8 protein-coding genes and 1 pseudogene are annotated in these 12,961 nt (G+C 70.4%); 6 read left to right on the plus strand and 3 right to left on the minus strand.

Annotation, left to right across the window (positions count from 1 at the left end):
- Positions 1-109: 109 nt before the first annotated feature.
- The 4 genes from PS271_RS30650 to PS271_RS30665 all read left to right on the plus strand — a co-directional run bounded on the left by PS271_RS30650 (position 110) and on the right by PS271_RS30665 (position 7,808).
- A complete protein-coding gene (locus PS271_RS30650; protein WP_398386416.1) occupies positions 110-1,069 on the plus strand; it encodes a LysR family transcriptional regulator in 960 nt (319 codons plus the stop codon).
- Positions 1,070-1,427: 358 nt separating this feature from the next.
- Entirely contained in the window at positions 1,428-2,843 is a 1,416-nt protein-coding gene (locus PS271_RS30655) for an MFS transporter (RefSeq protein ID WP_398386417.1), read from the plus strand.
- A gap of 115 nt (positions 2,844-2,958) precedes the next feature.
- Positions 2,959-6,642: a carboxylic acid reductase gene (gene car / locus PS271_RS30660; protein WP_398386419.1), complete on the plus strand. Its 3,684-nt coding sequence runs from the start codon at positions 2,959-2,961 to the stop codon at positions 6,640-6,642.
- Between the two features lie 68 nt (positions 6,643-6,710).
- Positions 6,711-7,808, plus strand: a complete 1,098-nt coding sequence (locus tag PS271_RS30665) for a DNA polymerase III subunit beta family protein (RefSeq protein WP_398386421.1) — start codon at positions 6,711-6,713, stop codon at positions 7,806-7,808.
- A gap of 345 nt (positions 7,809-8,153) precedes the next feature.
- Here the strand turns inward: PS271_RS30665 and PS271_RS30670 are convergent, their stop codons facing one another.
- From PS271_RS30670 to PS271_RS30680, 3 genes are read right to left on the minus strand one after another with little or no spacing between them, the layout of a single operon-like run.
- Positions 8,154-9,407 carry an ATP-grasp domain-containing protein gene (locus tag PS271_RS30670; RefSeq protein ID WP_398386423.1) on the minus strand — a complete coding sequence of 418 codons (1,254 nt, stop codon included), beginning with the start codon at positions 9,405-9,407 and terminating at the stop codon, positions 8,154-8,156.
- Positions 9,367-10,731, minus strand: coding sequence for an MFS transporter (locus tag PS271_RS30675; RefSeq protein ID WP_398386424.1), 1,365 nt, complete (start codon positions 10,729-10,731; stop codon positions 9,367-9,369). Before PS271_RS30675 ends, PS271_RS30670 begins: the two co-directional genes overlap by 41 nt.
- Entirely contained in the window at positions 10,728-10,856 is a 129-nt protein-coding gene (locus PS271_RS30680) for a hypothetical protein (RefSeq protein ID WP_398386426.1), read from the minus strand. The genes PS271_RS30675 and PS271_RS30680 overlap by 4 nt, the downstream gene beginning before the upstream one ends.
- Before the next feature lie 425 nt (positions 10,857-11,281).
- Between PS271_RS30680 and PS271_RS30685 the strand changes: the two genes are divergently transcribed.
- Positions 11,282-12,331: an alpha/beta hydrolase gene (locus PS271_RS30685; RefSeq protein WP_398386427.1), complete on the plus strand. Its 1,050-nt coding sequence runs from the start codon at positions 11,282-11,284 to the stop codon at positions 12,329-12,331.
- 84 nt (positions 12,332-12,415) lie between these two features.
- Positions 12,416-12,717, plus strand: a pseudogene (locus tag PS271_RS30690) (hypothetical protein).
- The last annotated feature ends 244 nt before the right edge of the window (positions 12,718-12,961 follow it).

Raw genomic sequence — 12,961 nt, forward strand, 5'->3', positions numbered from 1 at the left:
ACCGGACCGATGGTTCGGCCCCAGCTAAACCCACGCGGTCCGATCCACGCCAATAGGCCCACGAGGCCATCCCATAGGCTCGGACCTATCGCGAGAGCAGGGAGCGGACATGCACGACCACCAAGGCGTCGAACTTCGTCATCTCCGCTACTTCGTCGCCGTCGCCGAGGAGGGCACGATGACGGAGGCCGCACGGGTGCTGCGGATCGCGCAGCCCAGCCTGAGCCAGCAGATCAGCGCCCTTGAACGCCGGGTCGGGGCCAAGCTGTTCCACCGCAGGCCCAAGGGGATGGAGCTGACCGAGGGCGGCCGGATCCTGTACGCGAGCGCCGGTCGTGCCCTGGCCGAGATCGAGTCGTCGCTGGTGCAGGCGCGCGACGCGCGCTCTCCGGTGCACATAGGGGTCTGCGGCACCGTTCCGGAGCACCTGCTGGCGCGGGTCGAGCGGGTCCTGGCCGAAGACGGATCCCTGGACGTCGAGTTCGCCGAGGCCGACTCCGGGCAGCAGCTCAACCTGTTGCGGACCGGCACCCTGGCCTTCGGGGTGATGCGCGTCTTCCACGACATCGACGACCTGGCCATGCTGACCCTGGCCGACGAGCCGCTCGGCGTGCTGCTGCGCCCCGACCACCCGCTGGCCGACCACGCGGCCCTGTCCTGGGACGACCTCGCGGGCCAGGAACTGCTGTGGTTCCCGACCGAGCGCAACCCGCACTTCACCGAAGGCGTCCTGGGCCACCTCGCCGGCCACGGCTGGTCGCCACGGCTACGTACCGCCGACGCGCACAGCCGGGCCTTGTACCGCCACCACCTGCGCAACAGCCAGAACCTGATCACTCTGCGAGCCCGGAGCGCCGTCACGGCGGACACCGGGATGGCATGGCGACCGTTCGCGTCCGACCCGCCGCGCGAACGCTTCGTCCTGGTCACTCTTGGCGGCAGTTCTTGGGCGGGGTTGTTGGCTCGCTCGGGCGGCCGGTCATCTGATGACGGCGGCATCGGTGGCCCCGGTCAGCGCGCGGCGAGCTCCCCGAGCGCCACCTCGTCGGCGCTGCTGGGCTCAGCCTGATAGGCCGTCATCCGCTGGCCGTCGTCGCCGAATCACACGACCTCGATGACCAGCGTGAGATCGCCGACCTCGGGGCGCCTGACGTGCTTGACGTGAGGATCTTTGGACAGTGCGGATTCTCATGGCGGTCGGCCTTCTCTTTGTACGTTGCGGCATGCGTCGTGACCTCCCCCCCCAATTGGTGGAGCACCAGCCTCCGAATGGAATCAGAGGATCCGATATGCCAGGACCTCGAGTTGAACTTATCGGTCGTATTCGGTCCGCCTCATGACTCGGTGGTTGACGCCGCCAGTACCGCCGTGCATACGCTTCCGCAACAAGATCAATAGGCCCACTGTCTCTGCGAAATGGCCGCATCATGACGAACTCGACCAGTCTCGACAGCCGAACGCCGAACGCGAGAGATGCCCCCGTAAGGCCCCGGCGCGTCCTGGTAGTTGCCTGCCTCGGCTACGGAATGCTCGTCATCGACATCAGCATCGTCAACGTCGCGATTCCGGCGATGCGCTCCAGCCTGCACGCGAGCCTGGCGACGATGCAGCTCGTCGTCGACGCGTACGTCATCGTTCTCGCGAGCCTCGTGCTCGCCGGAGCCGCGGCGGTCGGACGATTCGGCTCCGTCCCCGCGTTCCGCATCGGCATCGGCGTATTCGGGCTGGCATCCGTGCTCTGCGGAGTCGCGCCCAATGGTTCCGTACTCGTCGCCACCCGGGTCCTGCAAGGACTCGGTGCGGTCCTGCTCGTGCCCGCCACCCTGGTGCTGATCACCGACACCTACAAGGACCCGGGCAAGCGAGCCAAAGCCATCGCCATCTGGGCGACGGTCGCCGGAAGCCCGGTCGCATTCGGTCCCGTTCTCGGGGGCGCCCTCGTCTCCGCGGTCGGCTGGCGAAGCATTTTCCTCGTCAACATACCGGTCGTCCTGGCCATCCTGTGGCTGTCGGCACGTCACATGCCCCGCGGCGAACCCGAGACGAAGAAAGAGCGCCAGGACATCGCCGGCCAGCTCCTCGGCATCGTCTTCCTCGGAAGCGTCGCGCTGGCGCTTACCGAAGGCCGCGAACTGGGATGGACCCGGCCCCTGCCCGTAGCGGCATACGTGACCGCCCTCGTAGCGCTCGCCGCATTCGTCGTCAGACAGCGCACCTACGCATTCCCCATGATTCCGAAGGACCTGCGCCGGGCCCCGGGATTCGGCAATTTCGTCATGGTGGGCCTCCTGCTCTTCCTCGGCTACTACGGCCTGGTGTTCTCCATCAGCGTCTTCCTCCAGCAGGTGCGCGGCTACGGACCGGTCACCACCGGCCTGTGCTTCCTGCCGTCCGCGCTGCCGATCACGTTCATGCCCCTGGTCGCGGGGCGCGTCAACGCCAAGCACAGCCCCCTGCGGGTTCTGGTCACCGCGGTCGCCCTGTCACTGGCCGGCGGGCTGCTGCTCGTCTTCCTGGGCAGTCAGGCCCCGATCGGCACCTGCATCGGGCTCGTCTTCATCGGACTCGGCTTCGGCCTCGCGACCGTCCCCCAGATCTCCCTGGTCATGGCTTCGGCCCCGCCGCACCGCTCGGCGATCGCCAGCGGGCTGCTGTCGGCGGCCCGGCAGTCGGGAACCACGATCGGCATCGCCCTGCTCGGTGGTCTCCAGTCCGGGGACAGCATCGTCGCACCGGCGCTCGCGGCCGTGGCGGCGTACGTGCTGATGGCGGTGGCCATCGGCCTGGCAGGCCGGAAGCAGGTCGCTCAGAAGTCCGCTCCAGCAGCCCCTCGGACCACGTAGCAAGAGAAGGAAGCAAGGGAGGCAAGAGAGGCGAGAGCAGCGAGAGCAAGGCCACCGCGACGTCCGCGCGGCCGGTGCCCCGAAGCGCCGGCTCCCTCACCCACGGAGGACATGCATGAACGAGCACCACGCTGAGCAGCACTCCGGGCACCCGTCTGAGCACCAGTCCGTGTACGAAGCGCACCGCGCCATCGCCTCCCGCATCGACGCACTCCACACCGGCGACCCCGAATTCGCCCGCGCCGCCCCGTCGCCGAGCGTTGTCGAGGCTGTCGGCCGCGCCGACGGCAGTCTCATCGGGACCATCTCGGCCGCCATGAGCGGTTATGCCGACCGCCCGGCGCTCGGACGGAGAGCCGAGCGCATTGTCGAAGACCCCGTCACCGGCCGCCGCACCGCCGAACTCCTCCCGCACTTCGAGACCGTGACGTACGCCGAACTGTGGCAGCAGGTGGGCAGCCTCGCCGCCGCCTGGGCCGGCTGCGTACCGGGCGGCCTGCGCGCCGGCGACTTCATCGGGGTGCTCGGATTCACCAGCACCGACTACGCCACGATCGACCTCGCCTGCATGTACCTGGGCGCGGTGTCGGTCCCGCTGCCCACGGGATGGTCCGCAGCGAGACTGGCGCCCATCCTCACCGAAACGGAGCCGCGGATCCTCGCGGCCGGCCTCGCGTCGCTCGACGCCGCGGCCGAGGCCGTCCTGGCCACCGACTCCATCGAACGCCTCGTCGTCTTCGACTACGACCCGCGCCTGGACGACCACCGCGAAACTCTACGGACAGCTGCCGACAAGCTGAGCGGGCGAGCACCCGTCGTGTCGCTCCAGGAGGAGCTGAGCCGCGGCCGGCAACTGCCCGCCCTGGAACCCCATGACGACCGCGACCCGGACCGCCTGGCCGGCCTGATCTACACCTCCGGAAGCACCGGCGCTCCCAAAGGCGCGATGTACACCGCATCCATGATCACGCGGATGTGGCAGAACAGCCGCGCCGGCATGCCGAACGCCGCACCGGGCAGTGACAGGCCGGTGCCGACGATCGTCCTGCACTACATGCCCATGAGCCACGTCAACGGCCGCGCCCGGCTGATCTCCGGCCTCGCCTCCGGCGGCATCGGCTTCTTCACGGCGCGCAGCGACATGTCGACGCTGTTCGACGACATCGGCCTGGCGCGTCCCACGGTGCTGAGCCTGGTCCCCAGGATCTGCGACATGGTCCACCAGCGGTACCTCCTCGAAGCCGACCGCCTCTCTCGTACAGGCAGCCTCTCCCGTACCGGCCTCGCCCGAGCGGACGCCGAAGCCACCGCCCTCACCCGGGTACGCGACGACATGCTCGGCGGCCGGATCGTCAGCGCCCTGTGCGGCAGCGCGCCGCTGTCGTCGCAGATGCACACGTTCATGGCCTCGGTCCTCGGCACGAAGGTCGTCGACTGCTACGGGTCGACGGAGACGACCCGGCCGGTCGTCGTCGACCAGCAGGTGCGCCGACCCCCGGTGATCGACTACCGGCTGGTGGACGTGCCGGAGCTCGGATACTTCGCCACCGACAAGCCGCACCCCCGGGGCGAGCTCCGCCTGAAGTCGGCCGGGCTGGTGCAGGGCTACTACAAGCAGCCCGAGGTCACCGCACGCGCCTTCGACGAGGACGGCTACTACAAGACCGGTGACGTGGTCGCCGAGCTCGCACCCGACCGGCTGGTCTACGTCGACCGGATCAACAACGTCGTGAAGCTCTCCCAGGGGGAGTTCGTCGCCGTGTCCAAGCTGGAGGCGCTGTACGCCACCAGCCCGTACATCTCGCAGATCTACGTCTACGGGAGCAGTGAGCAGGCGTTCCTGCTGGCGGTGGTCGTCACGGACCGGGAGCAGCCGGGGCCGGGGCTGGGGCTGGGGCTGGGGCCGGGGCCGGGGCCGGACGACGATGCCGCGGCCCGCGCAAGGATCCTCGACTCGATGCACGAGCTCGCCCGCGACGCCGGCCTCGCCTCGTACGAGGTCCCGTACGACGTCATCCTCGAACCGCAGCCCTTCACGATCGAGAACGGTCTCCTGTCGGGGGTCGGCAAGCTCCTGCGCCCCGCCCTCAAGGAGCGCTACGGCGCACAGCTGGAGCAGCGGTACGCGGACATCGCCGACGGCAGGGCCGGGCGGATCGCGGCACTGCGGGCCGCCGGCCGGAGCGCTGAGCCGCTGGACGCGGTCCTCGCCGCGGTCCAGATCACCCTCGGACACCCCGCGTCGACGGTCGTGCCGGAGGCCGCCTTCACCGACCTGGGCGGCGACTCCCTGTCAGCGCTCGCCTTCTCGACGGTCCTTGAGCAGATATTCGACACCGAGGTCCCGGTCCAGGCCGTCCTGAGCCCCACGTCGACGCTCGCCGGCATCGCGGACCGCCTCACCCTCGGCGCGGCACCAGGAACGGCCGTCACGTCCCGTCCCACCTTCGCGTCGGTGCACGGTCGCGGATCCACCGAGGTGAGGGCGGGTGACCTGACCCTCGACCGGTTCCTCGGCGAGCAGGTCCTGGCGCGGGCGCCGCAGACACTTCGGGAACCCAAGGCACCGGACCGTACCGATCCGCCGGCGACCGGCAACGTCCTGCTCACCGGAGCGACGGGATACCTCGGCAGGTTCCTTGCCGTCCAGTGGCTGGAGCGCGTCGCCGCTGCGGGCGCCCGCCTGACCGTCCTCGCCCGCGGCGCCGACGACGCGGCCGCCGCGCACCGCGTCCTCCAGTGCCTGCGCGGCGCGGCCGCGGACCGGACCGACTGGTTCGACGCCGTCGCGGCACAGCACCTGGAGGTCCTGGCCGCGGACGTGTCCGCGCCGAAGCTCGGCCTCGACCGCACGACCTGGGACAGGCTGGCCACCGGGACCGACCGGATCGTGCACTCCGCCGCCCTCGTCAACCACGTACTCCCGTACAGCCGGCTCTTCGAGCCGAACGTCGTCGCGACAGCCGAGCTGATCGAGCTCGCGCTCACCCACCGGATGAAGACATTCGCCTACGTGTCGACCATCGCGGCCGCGATGATGCCCGACGGAATGTTCCTCGAGGAGACGGCCGACGTCCGTACAGCCTCCCCGGTACGGCAACTGAACGACTCCGACGCGAACGGCTACTCCACCAGCAAGTGGGCCGGCGAGGTCCTCCTCCGGGAAGCGCACGACAGAACAGGCCTGCCGGTCACGGTGTTCCGCCCCGACATGATCCTCGCCCACAGCCGCCTGCCCGGACAGCTGAACCTGCCCGACCGGTTCACCCGGCTGATCCTCAGCGTCGTCGCGACGGGCATGGCACCGCGCTCTTTCCACCGGCTCGACGCGAACGGCAACCGCCGGCGCGCTCACTACAGCGGACTGCCCGTCGACTTCACAGCCGAAGCGATCGCCTCACTCAGCGCGCGGAGCCAGGGCAGCTACGGCTCCGGCGACGGCTATGTCACGTACAACAGCGTCAACACCAACGACGACGACGTCTCGCTGGACGAGATCGTCGACTGGCTCATCCGCGCGGGCCACCCGATCACCCGGTTCGACGATTACGAACAGTGGCGCGTCCGCTTCGAGGCGGCTCTGAGAGGCCTTCCCGATCACCAGCGCCGGCTGTCGATGCTTCCCCTGATGCGCGCGTACGCCCGCCCGACCGAGCCGAGAACGAGCTCCATGGTGCCCGCTGAACGGTTCATCACTGCCGTCGCCGACTCCGGTGTCGGCGGAGGCGCCATACCGTCACTCTCGGCGGAATTCATCGGCAAGTGCGTTGCGGACTTGAAGGCGCTCGGCCTTCTCTGACCACGTGAGCGAGCAGCGCGGCGCCGGGGTTTGACCTTCAAGCTGCTTGAAGGCCGAAAATCGCAGCCATGGACGAGATGGACGAGATTGACGCGCTGATGAACATAGGCGCCTTCGCACGCCGGGTCGGGCTGGCCCCCAGCGCCCTGCGCTTCTACGACGACTGCGACGTGCTGCGCCCCGCCCACGTGGACGACGCGACCGGCTACCGCTACTACGCCGCGGACCAGGAACCCCGGGCGGTCCTGGTCCGGCGGCTGCGCGAGGCCGGAATGCCGCTCACCGACGCCTCGGTGGTCCTCGACGAGGAAGCCCGCGAGGTGCTGGAAGGGCACGCCGTACGGGCGCGCGAGACCGCGGCGTCGGCCCGCTCCGCGATCGAGGAGATCCTCCGCGACCTGCCGGGCGGTGTGCACCGTACTGCCGCGGTACGGCTCGGCGGAGCGGAGCTCGCCAGTGCCGTACGCCAGGTCGCCCCGTCGGTGGCGACCACTCCCGCACGGGAGGAGTTTCCGGCACTCGGCTGCGTCCTGATCGAACTCGACCGCCAGGAAGTCCGGCTCGTCGCCACGGACCGCTACCGCCTGTCGGTCCGCGCGCTGCGGCCTGCCTCTACCGGAGCCGTCGAGGGCGCCCCGTGCCGCATCCTGGTGGAAGCGGAGGAGCTGAAGAAGGCCGCGTCCTGGGCCCTGCGTATGCCGGAAATCCGCATCGAAGCGGACGAGCAGGGCGTACGGCTGCACAGTGACATGGCCGTACGCGACCTTCCGACCGCCGACGGAACGTTCCCGGACTACCGCATGATCCTCGACAACCTGCCGGCCGCGCGGCACCGCATCATCACGGACCGGACCGCGCTGCGCACGGTGATCGCCGCCGGCGGACACGACGGGCCGCTGCCCCTACGCACTGACAAGCAGCAACTCACCTTCGCAACACGCGGCTCGGTGCCCTCCGCACTCTCCGCCATCTGCACGGGCCCGCCGGTGCGCATCGCCTTCGACCCGGGAGTCCTCCTGCCGGCGCTCGACGCCGGCGTCGGCCCCGACGTACTGCTGGAAATCTCGTCACCGTCCGAGCCCGTGATCGTCCGCTCCGCGGACCAGGGAAGCTTCACCACCTTGGTCATGCCGGTTCACGACACGTCGGCGAACGAGAACGGGTGAGAGGGGGCTTTACATACGTGCAGCGTAAGACGCGTGGCGTCCGGCGCCGCCGCCGGTCACGGCATCGGCTCCGAACAAGGAGGCGGGGGAACGATACGTCCGGCCCCGTACGAGGGACACGGCGCGTGACGGCTCGTCCGCATGGGCAATCAGCGGTGACAACCACCCTCCGTGAAAGGTGAGTTCATGCTTCTGGCACCCCTTCTCCTTCCGGTAGTTTCTCTCGCCGGCTTCCTCCTAGGCTTCGCTCGCTAGGTCAGGACCTGCTGCTCCCTGCGCTCGCCGGGGTGGCCCCACCGCGACCGTCACGGGACCGGGCGACCGGACGGGCGCAGGGGCGGCTCGTCAGAGGGAGGGCGCAGGGGCAGCGACGTGGAGCTGGACACCGGCCGTGGCCTCGGCCGCGGTCCGCATCGCCTCCGCCGGGGTCCCGCCGAGGGCGATCGCGTAGCCGATGCGGTCGTAGGAACTGCGGAGCTCGGCGAGGTCGGCGCCCGGCATCTGGTCGAACTGCCAGCGAAGGACGCCGTGCGCGGGAGCGAGGGAGAGGCCGGTGAGGGTGCCCGGGGCAGGGGGCGTGACGAAGCTGATGGCCGCTGCCGGCGCGGCCGGGGCCGAGGGCTGCGCAGGCTCCGCGCCGAGCAGAGCCGCTATCGCGTGGTCGTATTGATCCCGGCCCGTGGCGAGTGCGACGAGTTCGGGGATGCAGTCCCCGCCGACCCGGGTGTGCGTCTCGATGACGACGGGACCGTGCACCGGGTCCAGCCGCAGTTCGGTGTGGCTGGCGCCGTGGCGGATGCCGAGCCGGTCCAGGACGCAGCGCACCGCCTCCTTCAGCCGTTCACCGTCCTCCTCCGGCAGGGGAGCGGGGACGACGTGCCCGGTCTCGACGAAACGAGGGCTGCCGGTGGTCTGCTTCGCGGTGATGGCCAGAACGGTGTGCCGTCCGGCCGCACTGACCGCCTCGACGCTGTACTCGGGGCCGGTCGCGGCGTGCTCGGCGATGTAGCGGACCGCGCCGGCTTGTTCGCCGGAGGTCCCCTGCGTACGGGGCCCCTGCCTGGCCGTGACCTTCGCGTGCCACCCTTCGAGGTCCGCATACGACTCCAGCGCCGCAACCCCGGCGCTCCCGGCCCCGTCGGCCGGCTTGACGATCCAGCAGACGCCGTCGGGTTCGGCGCGTACCGCGGCGACGACCTCGTCGGCGGTACCGGCCGCGTACGGCCACGCGTAGGGCGTGTCGGCGAGGAGGCGGCGCATGGCCGCCTTGTCACGGGCGTGGGCGGCCGCCGCGGGGGAGACGGAGGTGAGCCCCAGGCCGGTGGCGATGCGGGCGCTGACCTCCTGGGCGTGTTCGGTGAAGGAGACGACCAGGCGCGGCGGCCCGAGCTCCGCGGTGAGGCGGTCGACGACGGATCTGACCGCGTCGTGGTCGGTGATGTCGCAGAAGACGACGCGCTCGGCGTGGGCCGTGACTTCGCGGGGTACCGCCTCGCCCGGCGACGCGAGCACGACGGGCCGGTGGCCGTGCAGGGCGATGGCCCGGGCTCCGGTGGTGCTAGGGCCGAGCAGGCATATCCACGTCATGGGCGTCGTCACGGGAGCTGTTATGGGAGTTGTCATCGGAGGGGGAGTTCCTTTCGTGACCGCTGAGCGGGGTGCCGGGCGTACGACGGCGGCCGCTCCAGGACATGGCGAGACCGGTGAGCAGGGCGAGCGCGGCCGCACCCCAGTACGGTGCCGCCGCCGGTGACAGCACTCCCGCCTCGCCGGGGCGGACCACCAGCAGCGTGCCGAGCCAGGCGCCGGCCGATTCGGCGGCGCCCCATGCCACGCCGGCGAGGGCGTACGCGGCTGTGGTGGACAGCTTGCCGCGGCGCTCGCTCACCTGGGCGTCGTAGAGGGGGCTCCACACCAGTTCGGACAGGGTGAAGAGCACCATGGCGGCGAGGATCAGCCCGAGGCCGCCCGTGCGGCCGAAGGCGAACAGCAGCACTGCGGCGGCGAGGATCACGTTGGCCGTGGTGCACAGGAGGCCGAAGCCTGCGTGCGGGCGGCTCAGCACCCGGCGGGACAACGCGGACACGGGCACCTGCAAGGCCACCACCAGGACGGCGTTGAGGGTGAAGACCAGTCCCAGGTCGCGGGTGCTGATGGCGTCGCCGAGGTAGGCGGGAAGGACGTCGAAGACCTGCGCGTAGGCCACCCACGTGCCGCACACCAGCAGCGAGAAGGCCACGAAGGGACGCTGCGGCAGCCACCGGCCCCGGTCCTTCTCGCCGTCGTCGCCGGTGGCCTGCCGCGCAGGCTCGGAGGCCCGCCACGCGCCCGGCAGCGCGGGCACCGCGGCCAGGGCCACCAGGTCGAGTACCGCCGCCGCGAGCGGCAGCCAGCCGGCGTGCCACTCCAGCAGGGCGCCGCCGATGACCGGTCCGACCGCGGAACCGGCGTTGACGGCCATGTTGAGGTAACTGAACCCGCGCAGCCGCTGATCGGGCGGGAACGCCGCGACCTGGGCCTTCATGGCCGTTGTCGCCATCGCCAGGGACAGTCCGGCCAGCGCGGCGAGCACCAGCCAGCCGTAGGCGGGCAGGCGCAGACCCGCTCCGAGCACGGCGAACGCGAGGGCCGCCCCCAGATATCCGGCGCCGACCGAGGCCTTGAGGCCCAGGCGGTGGATCAGGGGCACCAGCAGCACCCCGCCGGCCCGGTTCGCCAGGATCGAGGCGCCCACCACCAGGCCGGCGTCGGCCCCGGTCAGGCCGCGGGAGTCCACCAGCCACAGCCCGAGGTAGGGCAGCACGGCGAAGAAGCCCGCGCAACTCGTCGCCCGCGCCACCACCAGCGCGGTGAGCTGCCGGGAACTCAGCGGACGGCCGTCGCCGGCGATCTCCCCGGCCTCAGCCGTACGGGATCGCTTCATGCGCACCACCGCACGGACTCCCCGCGGCCGGCAGCCAGGGCGTGCGGCACGCGTACACAGGGCGCCGCGCTGCCGGTGAGGAGGCCGTTGCGGTGCCAGCCCAGGGTGACGATATGGTCTGTCATGTGTGCCTTCCGTACGGTCCGGGCACCGCACGAGGGGGCCAAGACTCCAGCGAACGCGAACCAGCGACCACTGCCGGCCCCCTGCTTCGTGCGGTACCGACATCGACGTCACGACGACCCGCACCTACAAAAACGGACCCAGCGGTCCGTTCTTTTTACCCCCGGTTCGGCGGTTGTGACCTATGAAGATGATCACGCCCTTACGGGTGGAGCCGGCGGCGACGGCCAACTAGCGTCGGGAGGTTCCGGGCCCGCGTGCGGAGGGCGGTGAGAGCGCCGTCGGATGGTGTGGTTGCCGTCGGGCGGTGTGGTTGGCTACGCCGTATGGGCTTCAAGCGAATACTCTCCCGGCGCACGTACGCACAGGCGAGCTGTGCCGACGGTTGCGAGGAACGATGGCCGGCCGTCCGACCGGAGGACGGATCATGAATGCCGGCCGCGCCTCGCAGCCCAAGGCGGTGCCCCCTTTCGACCCCGAACTGGACGCCGTGCTGAATGCCTTGAGGCCCGGTAGCAAGGAGCCCAGGGAGCCCCTCACGCCGGACAACCTCCAGGCCCGGCAAGAGCGGGATGCTGCTACCCGGCCCAGACCGACGACCGAGGCCCTGCGCGCCGACGGCCGTTTCGAGGTTGAGGAGCTTCGCGTGCCGGGGCCGCCGGACGGACCGGACGTCACGCTCGTGAGCGCGCGACCGTCCGGGCTCGCCGGCCCGCTGCCGCTGCTGTACTACATGCACGGGGGCGCAATGATCATGGGAAACGCCTGGTCCGTGCTTCCGCGGATGCTCCGCGAGTGGGCCCTGCCGCTGGGACTGGCCGTCATCTCGGTCGAGTACCGGCTGGCGCCGCACGCGCAGTACCCGCAGCCCCTGGAGGACTGCTACGCCGGACTGGCCTGGGCGGCCGGCCACGCGGCCGAACTGGACATCGACGCGGACCGCATCGTCATCGGAGGCAAGAGCGCCGGCGGCGGACTCGCCGCGGCCCTCGCCCTCCTGGCCCGAGACCGCGGCGGTCCCCGCGCCCTGGGACAACTGCTGCTGTGCCCCATGCTCGACGACCGCAACAGCACCTTCTCCAGCCACCAGATGACAGGCCTGGGCACGTGGGACCTCACCTCCAACGCGACCGCCTGGAAGGCCCTGCTGGGCGAGCGCTACGGCACTGCCGACCTGCCGCCCTACGCAGCCCCCTCCCGCGCCACGGACCTCTCCGGACTCCCCCCGGCCTACGTCGAGGTCGGCTCGGCCGACATGTTCCGGGACGAGGACGTGGCCTACGCCAACGCGATCTGGCAGTCCGGCGGCCAGGCCGAACTGCACGTATGGCCCGGCGCCTACCACGGCTTCGACAGCCTGGCCCCACAAGCGGCCCTCACCCAGGACGCCCAGAACGCCCGCACCCGCTGGCTCCAACGTCTCCCTGCCCAGGACGCCACGAGGAAGGGGCGAGCGGCTCACCGACCCGGCACCTGAGGAGACGCCGGTCGAATGTCAGTGGGCAGGGCTAGGGTTCCTTTCAAGGTTCGGCACACAAGGTCCTCAAGGGGGAGTTCCGTCATGAGCAGCACCGGAAACAGCGCGTTCGAGGTGTTCACGGCCGAGGAGCGGGCCGCGATGAAAGACCACGCCCGGGAGCTGAAGGCGGCGGCGCGCCGCAGTTCGCGTACGCGCTGGACGGCAAGGTCGTCTGCTTCTTCCAGAGCGCAGAGAAGTTCAAGGCGCGCTACGCGACGCTCGGATTCAGCGACCAGGCGAAGCTCGACGAGGACCCCATGTGGGCGGCCGGGTTCGCCCTGACGGCGGTGACGCCCGAGGTGGAGGCGCGCATAGCCGAGCTCGTGAAGCGCGCCGTGAGCTGAGACCCCCTGCTCCTGGCCCGGTTCTCGGATGGCGAACGTGCCGTGCCGGTCGCAGCATGGTAATGAACCGGGTTTTCCTCGGTGTGACCGCCTTGCGGGTGCTTGGCGAAGTGCTTCTTGGCGAAGCACTGGGCGAGGTATGCGGCCTGTTCCGGCGTTCCGGCGTTCATGGGGGTTTGCTATGCCGATGTTGCTGATCAAGGGGGCATTCCATCTTTCAGGCCGCACCAGGCCTGACGGGGAC

Source organism: Streptomyces sp. SCA2-17 (assembly GCF_044336695.1).

Excerpts from the sequence above, each read along its gene's own strand:
- PS271_RS30650 (WP_398386416.1), top strand. The coding sequence starts at position 110 with ATGCACGACCACCAAGGCGTCGAACTTCGTCATCTCCGCTACTTCGTC.
- PS271_RS30655 (WP_398386417.1), top strand. The coding sequence starts at position 1,428 with ATGACGAACTCGACCAGTCTCGACAGCCGAACGCCGAACGCGAGAGAT.
- car (WP_398386419.1), top strand. The coding sequence starts at position 2,959 with ATGAACGAGCACCACGCTGAGCAGCACTCCGGGCACCCGTCTGAGCAC.
- PS271_RS30665 (WP_398386421.1), top strand. The coding sequence starts at position 6,711 with ATGGACGAGATGGACGAGATTGACGCGCTGATGAACATAGGCGCCTTC.
- PS271_RS30675 (WP_398386424.1), bottom strand. The coding sequence starts at position 10,731 with ATGAAGCGATCCCGTACGGCTGAGGCCGGGGAGATCGCCGGCGACGGC.
- PS271_RS30680 (WP_398386426.1), bottom strand. The coding sequence starts at position 10,856 with ATGACAGACCATATCGTCACCCTGGGCTGGCACCGCAACGGCCTCCTC.
- PS271_RS30685 (WP_398386427.1), top strand. The coding sequence starts at position 11,282 with ATGAATGCCGGCCGCGCCTCGCAGCCCAAGGCGGTGCCCCCTTTCGAC.